At 65.9% G+C, this 21,916-nt stretch carries 21 protein-coding genes; 5 read left to right on the forward strand and 16 right to left on the reverse strand.

The window, feature by feature from the left end; all coding sequences use genetic code 11:
- Positions 1-93 precede the first annotated feature (93 nt).
- From galU to AC2EAL_RS06160, 5 genes are read left to right on the forward strand one after another with little or no spacing between them, the layout of a single operon-like run.
- Positions 94-990: a UTP--glucose-1-phosphate uridylyltransferase GalU gene (gene galU / locus AC2EAL_RS06140; protein WP_484723283.1), complete on the forward strand. Its 897-nt coding sequence runs from the start codon at positions 94-96 to the stop codon at positions 988-990.
- 2 nt (positions 991-992) lie between these two features.
- Positions 993-2,084, forward strand: a complete 1,092-nt coding sequence (locus AC2EAL_RS06145) for a glycosyltransferase family 2 protein (protein ID WP_484723284.1) — start codon at positions 993-995, stop codon at positions 2,082-2,084.
- 31 nt (positions 2,085-2,115) lie between these two features.
- Complete coding sequence (locus AC2EAL_RS06150; RefSeq protein ID WP_484723285.1) at positions 2,116-3,126, forward strand: glycosyltransferase family 2 protein; 1,011 nt, start codon at positions 2,116-2,118, stop codon at positions 3,124-3,126.
- Positions 3,123-4,820, forward strand: a complete 1,698-nt coding sequence (locus AC2EAL_RS06155; RefSeq protein ID WP_484723286.1) for a DUF5927 domain-containing protein — start codon at positions 3,123-3,125, stop codon at positions 4,818-4,820. Before AC2EAL_RS06150 ends, AC2EAL_RS06155 begins: the two co-directional genes overlap by 4 nt.
- Positions 4,821-6,209 (forward strand): nodulation protein NodH, encoded by a 1,389-nt coding sequence (locus tag AC2EAL_RS06160; RefSeq protein WP_484723287.1) that lies wholly within the window; start codon positions 4,821-4,823, stop codon positions 6,207-6,209.
- Between the two features lie 154 nt (positions 6,210-6,363).
- Here AC2EAL_RS06160 and AC2EAL_RS06165 read toward each other — a convergent pair whose 3' ends face one another.
- The 16 genes from AC2EAL_RS06165 to AC2EAL_RS06240 all read right to left on the reverse strand — a co-directional run bounded on the left by AC2EAL_RS06165 (position 6,364) and on the right by AC2EAL_RS06240 (position 21,818).
- On the reverse strand, positions 6,364-6,828 hold the full coding sequence (locus AC2EAL_RS06165) for a PTS sugar transporter subunit IIA (RefSeq protein WP_137109794.1): 465 nt from the start codon (positions 6,826-6,828) through the stop codon (positions 6,364-6,366).
- A gap of 33 nt (positions 6,829-6,861) precedes the next feature.
- Complete coding sequence (gene hpf, locus AC2EAL_RS06170; RefSeq protein ID WP_484723288.1) at positions 6,862-7,437, reverse strand: ribosome hibernation-promoting factor, HPF/YfiA family; 576 nt, start codon at positions 7,435-7,437, stop codon at positions 6,862-6,864.
- A 227-nt stretch (positions 7,438-7,664) separates the two neighbouring features.
- A complete protein-coding gene (lptB, locus tag AC2EAL_RS06175; protein WP_484723289.1) occupies positions 7,665-8,438 on the reverse strand; it encodes an LPS export ABC transporter ATP-binding protein in 774 nt (257 codons plus the stop codon).
- Positions 8,438-8,923, reverse strand: coding sequence for an LptA/OstA family protein (locus AC2EAL_RS06180; protein ID WP_484723290.1), 486 nt, complete (start codon positions 8,921-8,923; stop codon positions 8,438-8,440). Before AC2EAL_RS06180 ends, lptB begins: the two co-directional genes overlap by 1 nt.
- A gap of 22 nt (positions 8,924-8,945) precedes the next feature.
- Entirely contained in the window at positions 8,946-9,554 is a 609-nt protein-coding gene (gene lptC / locus AC2EAL_RS06185) for an LPS export ABC transporter periplasmic protein LptC (protein ID WP_484723291.1), read from the reverse strand.
- Positions 9,551-10,513, reverse strand: a complete 963-nt coding sequence (locus tag AC2EAL_RS06190) for a KpsF/GutQ family sugar-phosphate isomerase (RefSeq protein ID WP_484723292.1) — start codon at positions 10,511-10,513, stop codon at positions 9,551-9,553. Before AC2EAL_RS06190 ends, lptC begins: the two co-directional genes overlap by 4 nt.
- Complete coding sequence (locus tag AC2EAL_RS06195) at positions 10,494-11,108, reverse strand: ribonuclease D (RefSeq protein ID WP_484723293.1); 615 nt, start codon at positions 11,106-11,108, stop codon at positions 10,494-10,496. Before AC2EAL_RS06195 ends, AC2EAL_RS06190 begins: the two co-directional genes overlap by 20 nt.
- A 442-nt stretch (positions 11,109-11,550) precedes the next feature.
- Complete coding sequence (locus tag AC2EAL_RS06200) at positions 11,551-12,642, reverse strand: flagellar basal body P-ring protein FlgI (RefSeq protein ID WP_484723294.1); 1,092 nt, start codon at positions 12,640-12,642, stop codon at positions 11,551-11,553.
- Positions 12,639-13,637: a flagellin gene (locus AC2EAL_RS06205; RefSeq protein WP_484723295.1), complete on the reverse strand. Its 999-nt coding sequence runs from the start codon at positions 13,635-13,637 to the stop codon at positions 12,639-12,641. The genes AC2EAL_RS06200 and AC2EAL_RS06205 overlap by 4 nt, the downstream gene beginning before the upstream one ends.
- A complete protein-coding gene (gene flgK, locus AC2EAL_RS06210) occupies positions 13,637-15,100 on the reverse strand; it encodes a flagellar hook-associated protein FlgK (protein ID WP_484723296.1) in 1,464 nt (487 codons plus the stop codon). The genes AC2EAL_RS06205 and flgK overlap by 1 nt, the downstream gene beginning before the upstream one ends.
- A gap of 6 nt (positions 15,101-15,106) precedes the next feature.
- Positions 15,107-16,414 carry a flagellar hook protein FlgE gene (locus AC2EAL_RS06215; RefSeq protein WP_484723297.1) on the reverse strand — a complete coding sequence of 436 codons (1,308 nt, stop codon included), beginning with the start codon at positions 16,412-16,414 and terminating at the stop codon, positions 15,107-15,109.
- A 90-nt stretch (positions 16,415-16,504) separates the two neighbouring features.
- On the reverse strand, positions 16,505-17,350 hold the full coding sequence (locus AC2EAL_RS06220) for a flagellar motor protein MotB (protein ID WP_484723298.1): 846 nt from the start codon (positions 17,348-17,350) through the stop codon (positions 16,505-16,507).
- A 136-nt stretch (positions 17,351-17,486) separates the two neighbouring features.
- Positions 17,487-18,302, reverse strand: a complete 816-nt coding sequence (locus tag AC2EAL_RS06225; protein WP_484723299.1) for a hypothetical protein — start codon at positions 18,300-18,302, stop codon at positions 17,487-17,489.
- A 73-nt stretch (positions 18,303-18,375) separates the two neighbouring features.
- Positions 18,376-18,747 (reverse strand): hypothetical protein, encoded by a 372-nt coding sequence (locus AC2EAL_RS06230; protein ID WP_484723300.1) that lies wholly within the window; start codon positions 18,745-18,747, stop codon positions 18,376-18,378.
- An 18-nt stretch (positions 18,748-18,765) separates the two neighbouring features.
- On the reverse strand, positions 18,766-19,722 hold the full coding sequence (locus AC2EAL_RS06235) for a dynamin family protein (protein WP_484723301.1): 957 nt from the start codon (positions 19,720-19,722) through the stop codon (positions 18,766-18,768).
- A gap of 32 nt (positions 19,723-19,754) precedes the next feature.
- The gene (locus AC2EAL_RS06240) at positions 19,755-21,818 is read right to left on the reverse strand and encodes a dynamin family protein (protein ID WP_484723302.1); all 2,064 of its coding nucleotides are present in this window, start codon (positions 21,816-21,818) and stop codon (positions 19,755-19,757) included.
- Positions 21,819-21,916 lie beyond the last annotated feature (98 nt).

Raw genomic sequence — 21,916 nt, forward strand, 5'->3', positions numbered from 1 at the left:
GCCGCGGCGCTGCCCGTTTAAGGTCAGAATCGGCTGCGAAACCCATTTTTGGCGAAACATTGCACAAGACCCGGCAGGGTAAGGACACGTCAGATGAGAACCAAGAAGATCACCAAGGCAGTCTTCCCGGTCGCCGGGCTCGGCACGCGGTTCCTGCCTGCCACCAAGTCGATCCCGAAAGAGATCATGACGCTCGTCGACCGCCCGCTGATCCAGTACGCCATCGACGAGGCGCGGGCGGCCGGCATCAAGGAATTCATCTTCGTGACCTCGCGCGGCAAATCCGCGCTTGAGGACTACTTCGACCACGCCCCGGAACTTGAGGCCGAGCTGAAGAAGAAGAACAAGACCGACCTCCTGGAGATTCTGAAAGACACCAACATGGACTCGGGCGCCATCGCCTATGTCCGTCAGAACCGGCCCATGGGCCTTGGCCACGCCGTCTGGTGCGCCCGCCGCTTGATCGGCAACGAACCCTTCGCGGTCCTCCTGCCCGATGACGTGATCGCCGCTGAAAAGCCCTGCCTGCAGCAGATGGTCGAGGCGCATGCCGAAACTGGCGGCTGCATGGTCGCCGCCATGGAGGTCGCGCCGAAGAAGACCTCCAGCTACGGCATTCTCGACATTGCCGAGGACGCGGGCCAGATCGTCAAGGTCAAGGGCATGGTCGAGAAGCCCAAGCAGGGCGACGCGCCGTCGAACCTGGCGGTGATCGGCCGCTATATCCTGACGCCGCAGGTGCTGACCAACCTGAACAAGATCAAGCAGGGCGCGGGCGGGGAAATCCAGCTGACCGACGCGATCGCGCAGGAAACGAAAAAGAAGGGCGGCGTCTACGGCCTGCGCTTTGCCGGCCAGCGCTATGACTGCGGCTCGAAGATCGGTTTCCTGCAGGCGACCGTGGCGTTCGGCCTGTCGCGCCCCGAGTTCGGGGAAGAATTCGCAGGCTTCCTGCACGACCTGACCGCGATGCAGAAGGCCGCGCAATAGGCTTGGCGACCCAGGTCCCGCATTCCGGGGGCCTGCCCCACGCCTGTCCCATCGGCGACCTTGTCGATCCACCCGCCGGCCTTGCCGGGGCGCTTCTGGCGCTGAAACTGCGCAGCCGCCGCCAACGGCTGCTCTTGCGCGCCTTCCGCAAGCGCCGCCAGCTACAGCCCGTGGTGGACCGGACCGCACAGATCGCCCCGGATGACATCCTGTGCTTCCTCTGCCTGCGGAACGAAAGCTCCCGCCTGCCGCATTTCCTGGCCCATCACCGCGCGCTGGGCGTGCGGCACTTCCTGGCCGTCGACAATGCCAGCACCGATGGATCGGGGGACTTGCTGGCCGATCAGCCTGATATTTCGCTGTGGCAGACCGGGGCCAGCTACAAGGCCTCGCGCTTTGGCATGGACTGGCTGACCTGGCTGATGCTGCGGCATGGGCACGGGCACTGGTGCCTGACCTTGGATGCGGATGAGCTGTTCATCTACCCCTATTGGCAGACCCGCCCCCTGTCCGCGCTGACCGGCTGGCTGGATGGCCAAGGCCGCGACAGCCTGGGGGCGCTGACCGTCGACATGTATCCCGAAGGCCCCGTCTCGCAGGGCGCAGTCCCACCCGACGACAACCCCATCGACCATCTCGCCTGGTTTGACGCCGGCAACTACCAGGTGCAGGTACAGCCCCGGATGCGCAACCTCTGGATCCAGGGCGGGGCCCGGGCGCGGGCCTTCTTTGCCGAAAACCCCCGCCGCGCGCCGACGCTGAACAAGACGCCCCTCGTCCGCTGGCACTGGCGCTACGCCTATGTGAACTCCACCCACGCCCTCCTCCCGCCGCGCCTGAACCAGGTCTACGCCACGGATGGCGGAGAGCTGACCTCCGGCCTCCTCCTCCACACCAAGTTCCTGCCGGAAATCACCGACCGCTCGGCCGAGGAAAAGGCCCGTGGCGAACATTTCGCCGATGCCAGCCAGTATGCCGCCTACTACGACCGCCTGACCGCCGACCCGGTCTTGCATACGCGGGCATCGACCCGCTACACCGGCTGGCGGCAGATGGAGGCACTGGGCCTGATGTCACGGGGCGGCTGGATATGACAGGACGTTACGCCAGCTGCAGAGGTGCGGGATGGGGCTGATGACCCTTCTGCGGTTGCGCACCCGGCGGCAGTACCTGATTGCCCGCGCCTTCCGCCGCCGCCGCCAGCTGTCGCCCGTCGCCGACCGCACCGCCAGCCTGCCCGCGCAGCCGATCCTCCTCTTCTCCACCGTCCGCAACGAACGCGTCCGGCTGCCGTATTTCCTGACCTACTACCGCCGCCTTGGCATCGACCACTTCCTGATCGTCGACAACGGCTCGGACGACGGCAGCCGCGAATACCTGGCCGAACAGCCCGACGTCTCGGTCTGGACCACCCAGCACAGCTACAAACGCTCGCGCTTCGGGATGGACTGGCTGATGCACCTTCTGCGCAGCCACGGCCACGGGCGCTGGTGCCTGACCGTCGATATCGACGAATTCCTTGTCTACCCGTTCTGCGAGACAAGGCCTTTGCGAGCGCTGACCGACTGGCTCGACAGCTCCGAAACCCAAAGCTTCGGCGCCATGATGCTGGACATGTACCCCAAGGGCGCGATGCACGAACAGCCCTATCGCGAGGGGCAGAACCCCTTTGAAATCGCCCAGTATTTCGACAGCGGCAACTACGTCATCAGCCGCAATCCGATGTACCGCAACCTCTGGATCCAGGGCGGCCCCCGCGCGCGCCTGTTCTTCGCCGACCGCCCGAAACACGCGCCCGCGATGAACAAGACGCCCCTCGTCAAATGGCACCGCTCCTACGCCTATGTCTCCTCGACCCACATGCTTCTGCCGCGCGGCCTGAACCTCACCTACGACGACCAGGGCGGCGAACGCCCCTCGGGCGTCCTTCTCCACGCCAAGTTCCTGGATACCTTCGCTGCCAAGGCCGCCGAAGAACTCGCGCGCGGGGAACACTACGCTCAAAGCCACGAATACCGCGCCTACCGCGAAGGCATCGCCCGCGAACGCGATCTCTGGTGCAATTGGAGCGAGAAGTATGTCAACTGGCGTCAGCTAGAGGTTCTGGGCCTGATGTCGAAAGGAAACTGGGCGTGACTTTAGGGGTCGTCATGCTGTGCCACGCCGCCTTGGACCGTGCGGAGCAGCTGGCCCGGCACTGGGCCTCGCACGGCTGCCCCGTGGTGATCCATGTCGATGCCCGCACCCCCCAGGCCGAGTTCGACACCCTGTCCGCCGCCCTCGCCGACCTGCCCGACATCCGCTTTTCCCGCCGCAGCCCCTGCGAATGGGGCACCTTCGGGATCGTCCAGGCCACGATCGACGCCAGCACCCGGATGCTCGCTGACTTCCCCGCTGTCTCCCACATCCTCCTCGCCTCCGGCTCCTGCCTGCCGATCCGCCCGGTCCGTGCGCTGCAAGCCCACCTGGAGCAGCACCCTGACACCGACTTCATCGAAAGCGTCACCACCGCCGATGTCGGCTGGACCGTGGGCGGGTTGAACGAGGAACGCTTCACCCTGCGCTTCCCCTTCGCCTGGAAACGCCAGCGGAGGCTCTTCGACGGCTACGTCACCCTGCAGCGCCTTCTCCGCTTTCGCCGCCGGATCCCCAAGGGCCTCGTCCCCCACCTTGGCAGCCAGTGGTGGTGCCTGACACGGCCCACCCTGCAGGCGATCCTGGAACACCCCGACCGCCCCGCGCTCGACCGCTACTTCAAGCGCGCCTGGATACCCGACGAAAGCTACTTCCAAAGCCTGGTCCGCCAGGTCTCCACCCGGATCGAAAGCCGCTCCCTGACGCTGTCGAAGTTCGACTACCAGGGCCGGCCCTACACCTTCTACGACGACCACCTGCACCTTCTGCGCCAGACCGACGCCTTCCTCGCCCGCAAGATCTGGCCGCAGGCCGACCTCCTCTACCGCACCTTCCTGACCCCGGACGGCGACCGCGCCCTCGCTGCGGAACCGAACCCCGGCAAGATCAACCGCCTCTTTGCCAAGGCAGTCGAGCGCCGCGTCAAGGGCCGCCCCGGCCTTTACATGCAAAGCCGCTTCCCGATCCGCGCCCGTGGCGGCACGCAGTCCGCCGCGCCCTACGGCGTCTTCTCGGGCTTTGCCGAGCTCTTCCACGACTTCCAGCCCTGGCTCGCCCGCGCGCTCGACGCCCGGGTCCACGGCCACCTCTTCGCCTTCGACCGCGTCGAATTCGCCGACGGGGAAAGCGTGTTCAAGGGCGGCCTCTCCGACAGCCCGACCTTGCGCGACTACAACCCGAAAAGCTTCCTCGCGAACCTCATCTGGAACACCCGGGGCGAGACCCAGTGCTTCCAGTTCGGCCCCGCCGACGAACAGGACATCGGCCCTTTCATCGCCAGCGACCCCAATGCCACGATCTTCCTGATCTCTGGCGCCTTCGCCGTGCCGCTCTGGCGCTCGGGCCAAAGCGCTGCCGAGGTCCGGGCCGAAGCCGCCCGCCTGCAAGCCGTCGAAACCGAGTTCATCCAGGAACTGAACGGCCCCGAAACCCGCGCCCGGGTGCGGATCTGGTCGCTGACCGAATTCATCGAAAACCCCGCCGAGCCGCTGGAACAGCTGGTCGACCTTCTGAACCCCCGCGCCGCGCATCGGGCTGCCGACCTGCCGCAGCTTGTGCAGCTGCAGGGCTTCGGCAGCTTCCTGCAGGACCTGCGCAACCAGGGCATGGCCCCGGTCCTGATGGGCGACTTCCCCACGGATGCCGAACTGGCCCAGCCCGAACAAAGCTTCGCCCGCCCCCGGATCGTCCGCTAGATGCCGCGCTTCACCTCCTTCGTCGTCTTCGCCGAGATGCGCACCGGGTCGAACCTGCTCGAGGCGAACCTGAACACCCTGCCGGGCGTCCACAGCCACGGCGAGGTCTTCAACCGCTACATCATGGGCAAGAAGGACCGGACCGAGCTCTTTGGCATCACGATGGAAGAGCGTGACCGCGACCCCCGGCCCCTGTTGCGCAAACTGCGCGAGGAAACCGAAGGCTTGCCGGGCTTTCGCTTTTTCCACGACCACGACCTGCGCATTCTGGATGACGTGCTGCCCGACCCGACCTGCGCCAAGATCATCCTGACCCGCAACCCGTTGGAAAGCTACGTCTCCTGGAAGATCGCCCAGGCGACCGACCAGTGGAAGCTGACCAACCCCAAGCGGCTGAGGACCGCAAAGGTCCGCTTTGACGTGGCCGAGTTCCTCAAGCACCTGCAGGACATCCAGGCCTTCCAGCTCCTCATACTCAACGCGCTGCAGACCACCGGGCAGACGGCCTTCTACCTGGATTACGAAGACCTCGGCTCGGTCGACGTCATCAATGGCCTTGCCGCCTTCCTCGGCGTCGAGGCGCGGCTCAAGGCGCTGGACGACACGCTGAAAAAGCAGAACCCGGGGCCCTTGGAGGACAAGCTGGAAACCCCTGAGGCGCTGGCCGAAGCCACTGCGGCGGTGGATGTCTTCGGTCTTGGCCGCACCCCCAGTTTCGAACCCCGCCGCGCGGCCGGGGTGCCGAACGCCGTCGCGTCCGAGGCTGGCCTTCTGTTCTTCCCCATCCGCTCCGGCCCCGAGGACGCGATCCGCGACTGGTTTGCGTCCCTTGGCGAGGTGAGCGAAGGGTTCGAACAGAAAACGCTCCGCCAGTGGAAGCGCAAGCACCCCGGTCACCGCAGCTTCACCGTCCTGCGCCATCCCCTGCTGCGCGCCCATGCCGCCTTCCGCCGCAAGATCGTCCTGGCCGAAGCACCGGACCTCCGTCGCATCCTGATCAACGGCTTCCTGGCCGAGCTGCAGCCGCCGGGTGAGCCCTTTACGACGCCCCAGGCCGAACGCGCCGCCTTCCTCGTGTTCCTGAACTACTGCCGCCTCGCCATCGGTGGCCAGACCGGCACCCGCGTCGACCCCAGCCTCGCCAGCCAAACCGCGCTGGTGCAGGGGATGGCAGGGTTCCAGCCGCTTGACCACCTGCTGCGCGAAGACCGCCTTGCCGAAGGCCTCGCCGCCCTTGCCACCGAGGCGGGTGTCGCACCGCCGGTGGTCAGCGCAGACCCCGCCGAAGCCGGGCTCCTCTCGATCTGGGACGAAACCCTGGAAACCGCCGCCGCCGAGGCCTACCAGCGCGACTACATGGGCTTCGGCTTCACACGCTGGCGCAAGTGACCGCTCCTGGTTCGACTTCGTCTCCTCGTCGCTAGCGAGGAGAAGCGAAGCGCACGACGAGCCGCCCCAAACGCGCAGGTAAAGAAACCCCTAACACCCGCGACCAACCTGTTGATTTCACGGAAGGATCAGCGACTGTCCACCGTGGACAGGATCACGCTGCCTGCGGCGCCCGTGCCTCGGTCAGGATCGCATACAGCTTCGCCGGGTCCGAATTCGCCCGCAGCTTCGCCACCACACCCTGGTCCCGCATCGTCCGGCTGACCAGGGCCAGCGCCTTCAGGTGGTCCACCCCGGAATCCTTCGGCGCGAACAGGCCAAAGACCAGGTCCACCGGCTGGCGGTCGACGCTGTCATAGTCCAGGGGCTTTTCCAGCCGTACGAAGACCCCGATGATCCCCTTCAGGTCCTCCAGCCGCGCGTGGGGCAGGGCGATGCCATGTCCCACGCCGGTCGGACCCAGCGTCTCGCGCTCCTGCAGCCCGTCAATGGCTGCCGCACCGTTCAGCCCGTAGGCCTGCGCCGCGATCTCGCCCAGCTCCTGAAACAGCCGCTTCTTCGAGGTGAACTGCCCGACGACGCGGACCGCACCCGGCACAACTAGCTTGGAAAGTTCCATGGATCGGCGTTGTTCCTGCGTCACGCGGACGCGTTATTTGCTGTTGCGAGGGTCGATCCAGCCGATGTTCCCGTCATCCCGACGATACACCACATTCACGCCCCCATGGCCTTCGTTCCGGAACACCAGCATCTTCTGACCCGCCAGCTCCATCTGCATCACGGCCTCGCCCACGGTGATCGAAGGGATCTTCGTCTCCATCTCGGCGATGACCACGGGCTGCAGGCTCTCGGGCTCAGCTTCCTCGGCGTCCTCGGTTGCGGCGAGGATATACGAGGCCGCACCGCCAAATTCAACCGGTCCCGCACGGTGATTGTGATGGTTGCGGATCCGCCGCTTGTAGCGCCGCAGCTGCTTGTCCATCTTTTCGCGGCAGCTTTCGAACGCCGCATAGATCTCGGAGGCATGGCCCTTGGCCTGTGCCGTCAGCCCGGTCGACAGGTGGATCACCGCCTCGCAGACATACTCATGCGCGACCCGGGAAAAGACCACGACACACTCGGTCGGACGTTGGGCATACTTCTCAACCACTTCGCCCAGTTCCGCCTTCACATGGGTCTGAAGAGCCTCACCAACGTCGATCTGTTTTCCGCTGATCTGGTAACGCATGATCTCTCCTCTTCGCATGCTGACGGGCGCCCCCGGGCCTCAGCCCCGGCGCGTCTGTCGTTTCGGTATCGGGCAGAAAAAACGTCGCGTCACTTTGCCTCTGCCGGGTGGAGCCACCGCAGAAAGCCAGCCGGGCGAATGGGCATGAAACGCGCTCATTGCAGCCATTTGGCGCCACCTGAAGGCGAGTTGTCAACCGAATCGATTGCCGCAGATCGGGCAGGCGCCTAGACGATGCGGAAGTTCTCGCCCAGGTAGACCCGCCGCACGGTTTCGTCGCGCACGACCTCGTCCGTGGTGCCCGACATCAGCACCTTGCCATCATGCAGGATATAGGCGCGATCCACGATTTCCAGCGTCTCGCGGACGTTGTGGTCGGTGATGAGAACCCCGATCCCCCGCACCTTCAGGTCATGCACCAGGTGGCGGATTTCCCCGACCGCGATGGGGTCCACCCCCGCGAAAGGCTCGTCCAAGAGCAGGTATTTCGGGTCGGCCGCCAGGCAGCGCGCGATCTCCACCCGCCGCCTCTCACCACCCGACAGCGCCAGCGCCGGGGTCCGCCGCAGGTGGGTGATGGAAAACTCGCTCAGCAATTCCTCCAGCCGTTCCCGCCGCTTGTGCCGGTCGGGCTGCACGATCTCCAGCACCGCCAGGATGTTGTCTTCCGCCGACAGGCCCCGGAAGATCGACACCTCCTGCGGCAGGTAGCCGATCCCGAGGCGCGCCCGGCGGTACATCGGCAGGGCGGTTACGTCCTTGCCGTCGATCAGCACCTGACCGCCCTCGGGCATCACCAGGCCCGCGATCGAATAGAAACAGGTCGTCTTGCCCGACCCGTTCGGCCCCAGCAAAGCCACCACCTCGCCCCGGCGCAGTTCCATGCTGACGTCGCGGATCACTGGCCGCTTCTTGTAGCTTTTCCGCAAGCTGCGGATCACCAGCCCGGCGCTGCCGTCGGTCACGGTCAGGTCTGGCCGTTGGGATGCCGCCACCGCCATCAGTTGCCGCCCGGCTGGAAGGTCGTGGTCACCCGACCCTCCATCACCCCGGTCCCGTCCTTGAGATTGATCGTCAGCTTCTGCCCCGCCATCGCCGAGGGCCCCTGCGTCAACAGTACATCACCCGACAGCACGATCACCCCGCTGTCGATGGTATAGACCGCCTCTTTCGCCTCGGCCGCATCGCCAAGGTTGGTCACCGTCACGCCGCCCGAGGCGACAAGCTCACGAATGTCGTTCTGCTCGGTCCCATAGCTGACGCGCACTTCACCAGCGGCCAGCTTCATCTCGCCCTGGACGACCAGCACATTGCCGCTGAACACCGCCGTCCCGTCGGCATTGTTCACCGCCAGCTGGTCCGCCGTCACCTGCACCGGCAGGCTCGTGTCCTGGGTCAGCTCGCCAAAGGCGATCTTCTGCTGTGCCCCGGCGCCAGTCGCCAGCAGCGTCAAGGTCAGGACCAGAAAACCAAGCCGAAAAGCCATGCGTCGAACCTCTGCAGCCGTCTCAGCTGCCCGGCTGGTATATCAGCCGGACGCTGCCCTTGAAAACCAGAACATAACCCCCGGGGGTCCGGTTGTCCTGACTTAAGCTCATGCCGTCGGCAGTGATTTCGCCCGCCGGACCCATTGCCGTGACCGGGGATCGGCTTTCCAGCCCGGTGCGGTCCAGCCGCGCCGTGATTTCTGCCGTCTCCAGCCGGTAGCCGGTCGAGGTCGACACTGTCACCCCACCCGAAAGCACCACCTGTCGCGCGGTGTTGTCCATCCGCGCTTCGGCTGCAACCAGTTCGGTCTGGCCGCCGTCCGGGGTGGCAAGGTCCAGCCGAAGCGCCACCGCCACAGCCGGGGCATCATCCGAGGCCGGTCGCGCTTCGTCGGCCGAGAGCGTCAGCGCCGCCCCATCCGAGGTTGTGCCGGCATAGGTCGGCGCCGTCATCCGCGGCTCGCGCGCCAGGTCCTGAACATCCACTTCGGCATAGGGCAGGGCGGCTTCGGGGTCGATGCGGCGCGCGACCAGGAACAGGGTCGACAGGATCGCCAGCGCCGCCAGCGGCAGGGCGACCTTCAGCCAGCCGACCACCCGGGTATGCGTGTCGGCCCGGGTCATGGTCATGCGACGCCCGCGCGCAGGCAGTCATGCACATGCAGGATGCCGATCGCCTTGCGGCTGTCCGGGGCGGTGACCAGCAGACAGGTGATCTTGCGGTCGTTCATCAGGGCCAGCGCCTCGCCCGCCAGTGCATCCGGACCAATGGTGCGCGGGTTCGCGGTCATCACCTCGCCCGCCTTGTGCAGCATCAGGCCTTCCAGATGCCGCCGCAGGTCGCCGTCGGTGATGATCCCCGTCAGATCGCCCTTGCCATCGGTCACCCCGACGACGCCAAAGCCGCGCTTGGTGATTTCGACCAGCACTTCACCCATCGCCAGGCCCGCGTCGACCAGGGGCGGGTCGTCATGCATCAGGTCGCGCACCTTCAGCAGTCGCGCGCCCAGCTTGCCGCCGGGGTGGAACATGCGGAAATGCTCGGGCGTAAAGGCGCGATGTTCCATCAGCGCGATGGCCAGCGCATCGCCGAGCGCCAGCGTCATCGTGGTCGAGGTGGTGGGCACGATCCCCTTTTCGCAGGCCTCGGGCACATCGGGTAGCACCAGCCCCACCGTCGCCTGTCGCATCAGGGTCGATCCGTCGCGGCTGCTGATTCCGATCAGCGGAATGCCGAAGCGTTTGGCATGGGCCAAAAGGTCCGCCAGTTCCGGCGTCTCGCCCGAGTTCGACAGCACGATCAGCACGTCGCCTTCGGCCACCATGCCCAGATCGCCGTGGCTGGCCTCGGCGGGGTGGACGAAATGCGCGGGCGTGCCGGTACTGGCAAAGGTCGCGGCGATCTTCCGCGCGATATGCCCCGACTTGCCCATGCCCGAGACGATGACCCGCCCCCTGGCCGCCATCAGCAGGCTGACCGCGCGGGCAAAGCTGTCATCCAGCGCCCCGGCCAGGATGTCGAGCGCCCCCGCCTCGCGGCGGATCACCCGGCGGCCGGTGGCCAGAAGATCAGTGGAGGAAGATGTCATTGGCGTCTTCCCAGCCCATCAGGTCCAGTTCCGCCCGGGTCGGCAGGAAGGCGAACAGGCGCTCTGCCAGCTCCAGCCGGTCCTCGCGGATCAGGCGGGCCTCCAGTTCGGCCTTCAGCTGGTGCAGGTACAACACGTCCGACGCCGCATATTCCTTCTGCGCCTCGGTCAGCTCGACGGCGCCCCAGTCACTGGTCTGCTGCTGTTTCGAGACATCGACGCCAACCAGATCGGCCAGCAGGTATTTCAGCCCGTGCCGGTCGGTGAAGGTGCGGATCAGCTTCGAGGCGATCTTGGTGCACCAGACCGGCGCGGTGGTGACGCCAAAGGCCTGTTTCAGCGCGGCGATGTCGAAGCGGCCGAAATGGAACAGCTTCAGCGTGGCCGGGTCGGTGAGCAGGCGTTCAAGGTTCGGCGCGCGGGTCTGGCCCTTGGCGATCTGCACCAGATGCGCGTCGCCGTTGCCATCGGACAGCTGCACCAAGCAAAGCCGGTCGCGGCGCGGGTCGAGGCCCATCGTCTCGGTGTCGATGGCGACGACAGGGCCAAGGGACAGCCCGTCGGGAAGGTCGGATCGGTGCAGATGGATGGTCAATGCGGTGCTCTTTCCTGGGTTCTCCCCGGATTACGCCCCCGGCCCCCAAGGGTCAACTGCGGCCCGCCAGTCCCCGCACCGGACCGCTCGTCGGGGCACTGCGTTTCCTCCTCGCTGCGTGGGCGTCTGTGGCTGCGGTTGCAGGGAGTGCGTCCGTCCCCGCCAAAGGCGGGTTCCTTGGCGGTTCATGGCAGGCCCGGGTTGCGGGATGCCGACCATTGCTGTTCCAAAGCTCTCCCGCGCCGGATGCTGCTGCCTGTCCCGGTCTGCCGCTTAGGCTTCGGGATCAGGCGCCTCCGCTTTTCACCCTGCGTCCCCTCTCCCGGGGGGGAAGAGGGTCAGGGTGAGGGGCCACCGCATCACGGTAAAGAAACTCCCAATGTCCACGGGCAAGCCATTGTTTTCACTGGGTGCCGAATCCTGTCCACGCAGGACGGCCCCGTCAGTTCACCACGAACTCTGCATGCAGGGCCCCGGCGGCGTTGATGCTTTTCAGGATGTCGATCATGTCATGCGGGGCGACCCCCAGCGCGTTCAGCCCGGCCACCACCTCGGCCAGGTCGGTCCCGCCGCGGATCTCGGCCAGCCCCGTCCCGTCCTTGGCAATCTCGGCGGCCGACCGCGGCACCACCACGGTCTCGCCCTCGGCAAAGGGGTTGGGTTGCACGACCAGAGGGCTTTCCTCGACCCGCAGGGTCAGGTTGCCCTGCGCCACCGCGACCCGGCTGATCCGCACGTCGGCCCCCATCACGATTGTCCCGGATCGCTGGTCGACCACCACACGCGCCCGGGTTTCGGGCTCTACGAGGATCCCCTCCAGCCGCGCCAGCACATGCGCGGGCGAGCCCATGCCGGTCGCGCCGATATCGACCGAGACCGTGCCCGCGTCCAGCATAAGCGCGACCCGCGCCCCGAATTCGGCATTCACGGCACGCTCGATCCGCTCCGCCGTGGTGAAATCGGCCGATTTCAGCGCCAGTCGCAGGACCGGCAGTCCGGCAAAGTCGAATTCCACCTCGCGTTCCACCCGCGCGCCCGAGGGGATCACCCCGGCCGTCGGCACGCCTTGCGTCACCTTCGCGGCATCGCCCTCGGCCGTCACGCCGCCCGCAATGATCGTCCCTTGCGCCACCGCATAGATCTGCCCGTCCGCCCCGTTCAGGGGCGTCATCACCAGCGTCCCGCCAAGCAGGCTTTTCGCATCGCCAATCGCCGAGACCGTCACGTCGATCCGCCCCCCGGCCCGGGCAAAGGGCGGCAGTTGCGCCGTCACGAAAACCGCCGCGACGTTCTTCGGTCGGAACTCCTCGCCCGTGACATTGGCCCCCAGCCGCTCCAGGAGGTTGGCCATGATCTCTTCGGTGAAGGGCGCGTTGCGCAAGCCGTCGCCGGTGCCGTTCAGACCGACCACCAGGCCGTAGCCCACCAGGTCGTTGCCGCGCACCCCGTCGAACTCGACCAGGTCCTTGATCCGGATCTGCTCGGCTGAGACAGAGGTGGCAAGGAACATGAGGGCCAGGAACAGGCGGATCATCGGATGAACTCCGTAAGGCTGAGGCGCGAGACGCGGGCGGTGACGAGGTAGAGCGATTCAAGCTGCGCCCGGGCGGTTTCCAGTCGGGTCGCAGCCTCGTAGGGGTCGACCGAACCGATGTCCGAGCGCAGGATGCCCAGCGAGGTCTCCTCGGCGGCGTTCCGGGTGCGGGCGGCCTCGATCTGCGCCTCGACCGTGCCGATGCGGGCCGAAAGCGTGATCCGCGCGTCTTCGCTGCGGATCAGTTCCCGTCCGGCGGTCGCGGCAAGCTGGGCTCGGTCCACCGGCTGGCCCGCTAACATGCCGCGATCCAGAAGCGCCGCCATCGACAGGGCCGCCAGCGTGTCGCGGATGGCCGGGTCCAGCGCTGTGGTGGACAGGTCCGCCTCCTCGCCCGGGGCGATCGGGGCCGCGGTCAGGCCGGCTGTGCCCTGGTAGAAGGTTCCGTAGCCCAGGGGATCGGCGAACCACGTCGTCACGGCACTGACGACGTCGCCGGCCGTAAGCGCACCCGCCGCGGCGGTTTCCAGCGCGGTCAGCATGTCATCCACATCGCCCAGCGGCAGGGTGTCCGTGGCCTGCCCGGAAAACACCGCGCGGCCCGAGGCCTGCGTGTTCAAGAGGCCGAAAGCCGATTCGAGCCTGCCCCTGGCATCCGAGGCCAGCGTGTCGATCTGCGCCGAGGTCGAAGTATCGCGCGCGCCGAGGAGCATGGTGGAGATCCCGCGTGCAAGGCTTGACAACCCGCTGACCGCCGACTGCTGCGCCGCCGTCTGAAACGCCGCATCGGTTGCGGTGGACTTGAAGGCCGAAAGTCGGGCAAGGCTGGCGTCGATCGCCAGAAGCGGCGAGAAATCCCCGCGCACGGCCTGGCCCAGGTCGGCGTGCTTGCCCGAGGCCACCTCTTGCGAGGCGCGGTTCACCTGCGCGCGCAGGTCCGCACCCTGCCGGGCGAGGATGTTCGTCAGACTGGCGTCACCGACCGACATCCGCATCAGCGATCCAGCCTGATCAGAATGTCGATCATGTCGGCCGCCGCCTGAATGACCTTGGCATTGGCTGCATAGTTTTTCTCGATCACCAGTAGCTCCTGCATCTCGCGGTCGGTATCGATGCCGTTCTGCGCTTCAAGATCGCTCAGCGCGGTCAGCTTGGCGGCGGCGAAGCTCTGTTCCGACTGGGCCGAAAGCCGGCGGGCCGAGGCGTCGGACAGAAGGTCCCCGGTCAGCGTGGCAAAGCTGCGGTTTCCGGCGGTGAAGGCAGTCGAGGACAGGGCGCGCGAGCCGGTCAGCGCATCGTGCAACGCCCGGAGGATCGTACCGTTGCCGGGCGGTCCCTCGGTCACGGCGCCCAGACCGTCGCGCAGACGATAGAGCGCCCCGCCCTGTGTCGGATCGGCCAGCGCGTTCAGCCGCAGGCGCGAGGACAGGCCGATTTCGTCCAGCGGGTCGAAGGGCAGGCCCGCATCAGTGAACAGGCCCGGCGCGCCGGGGGCGAGCGTCGGGTCGACACCCGCGGCCGAGAAACGCTCCACCAGGTCGCGCGCGACGGCGTCAAGCTTGCCTTGTGCCGAGACGGCCAGATCGTCCCGCACGGCAAACAGCGCGCCGAGCGTACCGCCAAGGATCGGGCTGGCCGAACCGGCGGTGTCATAGGTGCGGCCGTTGATCGTGATTCCCGACAGACCGCCCAGCGCCTGGGTCATCTCGGGGGTGATGGTATGGGTCGGCGAAAAGCCGATGACCGCCGCCGAGCCTTCCAGAAGCGGCGCGCCACCGACGGTGAAGAGGGCAATCTGGTTCAGGTCGCGCGGGATCTCGCGCACCGGGACGATTGCCGCGACCTGATCGATCAGCCGCTGGCGTTCGTCCAGAAGCGCCGAGACATCGCGCCCGGCACCGGTGAACGACCGCAGCTCGACGTTCAGCTCGTGCAGCTGGCCCAGCGTTGCGTTCAGCTTGACGACCTCCTCGCCGATCTGGCGGTCGGCCGTGGCGCGGGCCGCCTGGATGTCGTCCGAGACCGCCGCCAGCCCGTCGATCAGCGACCGGGCCGTGGTGGCCACTGAGAGGAGCCGGGTCTGCGATTCCGGGCGCCCGGCGGATTCGATCAGCGCGCTGTCAAAGGCTGCCAGCCGCGCGGCGATCGAGCCCGGGTTGTCCGGCGTGCCAATCGCCTGTTCCAGCCGGGTCATGAACCCCGCCCGGACATCGCGGTCGCCGCTTCCGGCCTCGGCGATCCGGCGTTCGCCCAGAAGGTGGCGGTCGACATCGCGGGTCACGCCGATGATCTGCACGCCCTGCCCGGTCCCCGCGAGGACCGCCGAGCTGAGCCCCACCTCGCGCCGGGCATAGCCGGGCGTCGTGGCGTTGGCCACGTTCGACGACAGGATTTCCGCCTGCCGCGAGGTGGCCGACAGGCCCGTCAGGGCTCCGGCCAGGGCAGAGGTGATGCTCATCGTCTATCACCGCTTGATGTTGGTGGTTTCCTGCAGCATCTCGTCCACCGTCTGGATGACCTTGGCGTTCGAGGAGTAGGCGCGCTGGGTCTGGATCAGGTTGGTCAGTTCGGCGGCGACGTCGGTCTTCGACCCTTCGCGGGAATAGCCCTGGATCGACCCGGTCGGGCCCGAGCCCGCGTCCCACAGGAAGAACGACCCCGATTCCGGCGAGACCTGGTAGGTCTGGTTCGACAGGGACAGAAGCCCGTTCGGGTTCGGCACGTCGACCAGCGGAATCTGGTACAGCCGCCGGGTAAAGCCGGTGTCGTAGGTCGCGTTGACATAGCCCTTTTCGTCAACCTCGACCGTGGTCAGGTTGCCGACAGGCGAGCCGTTCTTGGTGATCGACACCGGGGCGAAGTTGTCCGACAGCTGGGTCAGCCCGTTCGGGTCACCCAAACGGCCGATGCCCACCGTCATCGGGCCACCCGCAACGGTCAGCGCCAGCGTGCCGTCGGCCGGGTTGTAGGCCCCGCCCGACACCACGGTCACCGAAGCGAGCGTACCGCCCGCGCCACGGCTGTCGTCGAAGACAAGGTCGTATTCGCCGATCAGCGTGCCGCCCCCGGCGCTGTCGCGGATCTGCATGGACCACGCGTTCGAGGACCCTGTTGCCGGCACGACCGGGACAAAGGTGATCTCCAGCGCTTCTGACGTGCCGAGGTTGCCGAAGTATTCCACCGACAGGGGCGGCGGCACGGCAGTGGAGCCGGCATTGGTGTAGGTCGCGGGCAGGTTGACGCCCAGGTTCATCATGGTGGTCGGGTCGCCCGCCGTCTGGTTGGTGTTGATCACGATCGGCACCAGACCCGAGATCGTGTCGCGTGCGTTCGACGGGATGGTGCCGTCGGCGTTCGCGGCCCAGCCCAAGAGCACCAGGCCCGAGTCGGTCTTCAGGACACCGTCGGCATCGGTGCGGAAGCTGCCGGTCCGCGTCATCAGCAGTGGCGTGTCGGACATCGCGTTGCCCAGCGTCACCTCGTTGATCACCGGCAGCATGCCGCGGCCAGCGATCGCCAGGTCCAGGGGGTTGCCGGTACCCACCAGGTCGCCGCGTTCGTCGATCAGCCGGACGGTCGAGGCCCGGACCCCCCCGGCCGAATAGGTGCCAGCCCCCCGCGACGACGTGATCACCATACTGGTGAAGTCGGTCGAGGCGCGCTTGTAGCCGTAGGTGCTGGAGTTGGCGATGTTGTCGGAGATCGAGGCCAGACGGGTGGCATTCGCGTTCAGCCCGGCCACACCCGCGCTTAGCGAGGAGGAAATCGTCATGGAAAGCGCCTTTCTGCTGCTTCGCCCTTCGTTCCGGCAAAGCTGCACCCGGTCCGCTTAACAGCGCCCTAACGGCTAAAAGTCGAAGGATTATCTGTTGCGGCGCAAAAGGATGATCTCGATCCGGTTGTTGCGTTCCGCCGCCGGGTCGGCCACCGCGGGCTTGCGGTCGGCAAAGCCGGAAATCCGCTGCACCCGGTCCGGGTCGATCCCGGCGGTCTCCAGCAACTTGCGGGTTTCCTGCGCCCGCAGCGCCGACAGTTCCCACACCGGGTTGTCGATCAGTGTCACCGGGAGGGCGCGCAGATGCCCGCTGACCGCGATCTCGTTGGTGGTCAGGTTCAAGACCTCGGCCAGAAGATCGGCCAACGCCAGCGCGACGGGCGAGGGCTTCTCGGTGTCATCGACAAACAATGGCGCGCCGGGCAGATCGAACAGCTCGATCACCAGGCCTTCGTCGGTGACCTTGGTCACGACATGGCGCAGAAGCTGCTCCATCGTGTTGCTTTCACCGCCGCGGGCCAGAAGCGCCTTCTCGACGTCCTCAAGCTCGGACTGCGCGCGGCCTTCGCCAGCGGCGCCCTGGCCCGCATTCTCGCCCTCATTCTCGGCCGAAGCAGCGGACGACTTGTTCTCCATCGCCCCGGTGCCGGTATTGGCCATCGTCTCTTCCGAAAAGACGCTGTCGCCGCCAAAGACCCCGTCTCCGCCGCCCGAGATGCGGTTCACCGGAATCGTCGGATTGAAGTAATCCGAGATCCCCTTCCGTTGCTTTTCCGTCGTCGCGTTCAGCAGCCACATCAAGAGGAAGAACGCCATCATGGCGGTCACGAAGTCGGCGTAGGCCACTTTCCAGGCCCCACCATGGTGACCCCCGCCGGCAACAACCTTCTTCCGCTTGATGATGACTGGCGCCGCATTACCCTGCGCTGCCATCCAACATCACCCAAATCTAACACCCAAGGTCATTCATAGCAGCATCAGGCCTTACGTCCTGTTAACCGATTGGGTTTTAGGGAACTTCCGCGATTCGGTCACATTTGGACGGGCAAGCCTGTCTGCCCCGGCGCGGTCAGTGTAAGAGGGCGTTCCAGGCCGCCAGTGCCGAGGCGGTGCCATCCCCTTCGGTCACGCCCAACAGAAGGGCGTCCTGCACGCGGGCACACACGATGCTGTGGCCCTCGATCAGAGTGGCACCCAGCATCAGGCAGATCGGATCGCCCGGCTGGGCCGACAAGAGGTCAAGCTGCTGCACCACGGACTGGGTCTCGTCATCCAGAAAGCCCTGCAGGTGCGACACCATCTCTTCGGGGCCAAAGCTCATGCCGTCCTGCTCGCCCCCCCGCACCAGCCAGGCGATCAGCGTCGGGCCGACCCCGTCAGCAAAGTCGCGGATGCCCTTGCCGGCCAGCTGGACCCTCTGCGCTTCGTAGACCACGACCGGCTCGGCCACTTCCTCGGGCAGGGGGTCTTCGACCTCGGTCTCGTTCAGTTCGACAAGCAGAAGGTCGGCCAAAAGCGCGACCGGCAGACCAACGCTGATCTCATCGTCGCCGCGCCCGATAGGCCCCGAGATGACGCGCAGCTCTTGCCGGGGCGCAGCCACCGCCTGCATCAGCTTGATCAGGTCGTCCTTGTGTTCGTCCTCCAGTGCCGGGGCACTCAGGCACGCCTCTGCCCCTTGCACGCCCAGGCTGCCAGTTAGACGCAGCACCCGGCGACCGGCAACGTCAAGGGTGATCGAGGCCCCCGACGACGACCGGAATTCCAGCGACCGACCCAACATCGTTTCGTTCATCGTGCGCAACAGCTGGGCCAGGGGGTTGCGGTCATTCGACTGGGCAATGATCCGCACTCCGCCGGGATGCGCCAGAACATCCGCCTGCAAGCTGCGCAGACGAGCAAGGATTGGAACGCTGCCCTTGTTCAACGGTTTCTTCGACCCCAGTCACCCACGCGCATCACCCGCCATGGGAAATGCCTTCGAGCGTCTCGCGGATTTTGGCCACAAACGCGGGAAGGTCAATGCCACGATCGCAGACGCAGCACAGGGCATCGGCCGGCTCGGTCTCGGACCGCATGAACAGCCGCAGGTTGGCAGGCCCCAGCACCAGCGCCGTGTGCGGCTCGCCAAAGGCTTCGACCGACAGGGAAAAGAGGGGGTCATCGAAACAGGCACGGGCCTGGTTGCACAGCTGGTCCAGGTGTTCCTGCGTGGTCACCATCGGCCCCGCACTGGTCAGGATCATGCGCGAGGACAGGTCGGCAAATGCCACAAGACGGGCCTGCGGAAAGGCCTTCACAACCGCCCCAAGGCCTTCAGTCACACCCAATCCGGCGTCCTTTCCGCGTTACGAGGTCTTGAGCCGTCCCAACGGCAGCGCATCGCCCGTGCCGACGATGTTGTCGGCAAAAGTCACCAGCGTCGGGCCGGATTCGGCCGTCGGCCGTTCGGTGCGCAGCAACCGTTCGGTCTTCGCCTCGACCCGGCGCGGCTGGATCTTGATGACCGGAGTGTTGCGGATCACCGTAAGGCGCTCGAAGGCCTCGGCGATCAGGCTCTGGCCAACTTCGGTTTCTTCGGCGGGGTCCGGCTTGATGGCAGGCTTGCCCTCTTCGCCCGGCTCCGGGTGGCCCTCGTCGATGATCCGGTGGACGATCTCGAACAATGCCTTGGTGAAGGCGTCGGCCCCGCTTTCCATCCACATGCCTTCGTCTTCACCGGCCCGCATCGCCTGCAACAGCGACACCGGATAGACTTCGGCAAACAGGCCTTCGGTTTCCTGCTGAACGCGCTTCAGCACCTTGGCGCGGTCCTTCTCGCCGACGATCTTGTCGAACCGGGTGATCAGAAGCAGGCTGTTGCGGCGCATTTCCTGCGGGAAGGTCGACCAGACGCCCGATTCCGACTGCCGCCAGGCCTGCGTCGCATGGGTGCACCACAGCACACCATCGGCAAGATAGGCCATCCGCTCCCAGACTTCCGAGGACATCGACGGGTCGGAAATCCCCGGCATGTCGATCAGGTCGCAGTACCGCAGGATATCGCTTTTCATGAAGATGCGGACGTGCTCGGTCGTCTCCAGGCTGACCTGCTCCAGCTCGGCCAGGTCCAGGTCGTAGGCGTGTCCGTCCAACCCTTGGGTGTAGGCGTCATCCGGGCCATAGCTCAGCCAGACCGGCGGAAGCTGGGTTGCCGTCACCTTCTCAAGCAGGGGCCGCGCCCCCATCAGCACGTTGCAGAGCGTGCTTTTCCCCGAGCTGAATTCGCCCATGATGGCGATGCGCGGTTTGCGGGTCAGTGGCATAACTCAGGTCCTTTCGTAACCCTTTACGCTACTCAGTCAGCATAGATCGCAAGCTCGTCCATGATCGAGGCCAGGCATTCCTGCCGGTCTTCCCAGGCGTTCACGCCGAACAACTCCTTCATCTCTTCCATCGAAATCTCGGAAGAGGCCAGCGCGCTCATCAGAAGTTCGCGCTGTTCCTGCAAGAAGTCTCGCAGGGTGGTCTGGGTGCGTTCGCGGAACAGGCCGATCTGGATTGTCTTCAGGTCGTTGATGATCGGGTCGGTTTCCGCCCGGATCAGCTTGTTGAAGTCCTGCGCAAAGGCCTTGTAGCCCCGGCGGCGCTGCCACCAGCCCTTCCACCAGCCGACCTGCAGGTCCAGCGCGATGGTCTGGCCCAGGTTGATCGGCGGCGGGATGTAGGACACGACCGGCGTCTCGATCTTGAAGCCTTCGACGGTGATCGAGAAGGTCTTGCCATAGAGATCAGCGATATGCAGCGCCGTCTCGTTGTTCACTTCGGCCGCGATGGCGTGCATCTTCTTCAAGACGACCTGATAGCTGGACGACAGAAGCATCCGCAGCCCCAGCGGGCTGTAGTGCCAGGTCGCATCCTCGCCATTGGTCTGCAGATGCTCGATCAGGCTGTTCGTCGCGCGGTCCAGGAAGCGTTCATAGCTCTGGTCGATGCGGTTGGTGAAATCCTTGCAGACGTTGTTCGTCAGGTGCGTCAGCTTCTCGACCGCCGCCTGCTCGATCTTGCGCAGTTCGGCGTCCAGCTGCTGCGGTGTCATCGTCCGGTTCAGCTGGCCGTCCGATTCCAGGATGCGGACCTGGTCCACCACGTCCAGCGACTGGGCCAGGTTCAGCGCCTGGCGCGACGACTTCTGCAGCGCTTCACGGACCGGGCCTTCGTACATCCGCTGGCCCAGCGCATCCAGAAGCGCCGGCACGCCCGAGGCATGCCAGACCAGCTGTTCCGCCGTCCATTCCGACATCTTGTCGGCAAAGGCCGCGCGGGTCCAGTTGATCGCCGACTCGGTCGAGTCGTCGGTCATCTCGTCGATCTTGCCTTCCAGGACCGCGTTCGCCCAATGGGCAGAGCCATAGATGATGTCGACGTCCGGCGGCGCGTTGTTCTTTTCCAGCGTCTCCAGGATCGCGCGGTGGATCTCCGGCACCTGGGTCGCGGGATCGGGCAGTTCGTCGATCCGGTTCACGAAGATGATGATCTCGCGGCTTTGCCGGTGCGCGATCAGGCGGATCAGCGCCATGTCCATCGTGGTCAGCGCCTGGTGGGCCGACAACACGACGATACAGGACCGGCTGTCGCGGACCGCGTTGATCGTGATCTGCTCGCGCATCATGAACGTGTCGTTCACGCCGGGGGTGTCCCGGATGCACATCATGATCGGGAAATCTTCGCGCTCGATGTACAGGTCGGCCGACTTGGTGATGTCGGTGAACCGGCCTGCCTCGGCGCCGCCGGATTCCTCGTCGCCGACGCAGACATACCGCCTTAACAGCGCGTCATCGACCGTGCCATAGCGGTGCTCGGTACCCAGCAGCATCTCGAACTTGCGGCCCAGGCGCGCCTGCGCCTTGTCGCGCATCTGCACGACCTGCAGGCGCAGCTTCTCAAGCTCTTCGTCCGCGCCCGCGCGCGCCGCCAGCTGACCGATCCGGCCGCCGTTCGACACGAGCTTTTCCCATTCGGCATTGTCGAAGAACTTGAACTTCGCCCGCACGTTCAGCTCGGGCGAGGGCGTGTTGATGTGCAGCGAGGTGACGACCGAAGTCCACGGGTTCACGTCCGTCGGCAACAGCCCCGGCGCACCGATCATCGCGTTCAAAAGCGAGGTCTTCCCCGCCTTGATCTGGCCAATCACGGTGACCGAGGGCTCAACCTCGCGCACCTGGCCCATGATCCGGGTGACCTTCTTCGACGTGTCCGGGTCGGCCATCGTGACAAAGTCGCGCAGCACGTCCTCGAACTGCTTGATCGAATCCGCGATACGGGCCAGCCCAGGGAAGTTGCGCTTCAGGGCAACTTCCGGCTCTGCGGCAACCATGCCGTCCCGATCGTCCTCGTTCTCTGCAACCGCACCGAGTCCCATGTTCACCTCATAATCGCGGGCGAGTTCCGCCTAGTTCGAGCGCCGTGCGACACAAGTCCCCGCAATCGTGTCATAAGTTGGGAAAGTGGTCCCAATTA

It is taken from the genome of Tabrizicola sp. T74 (assembly GCF_057219935.1).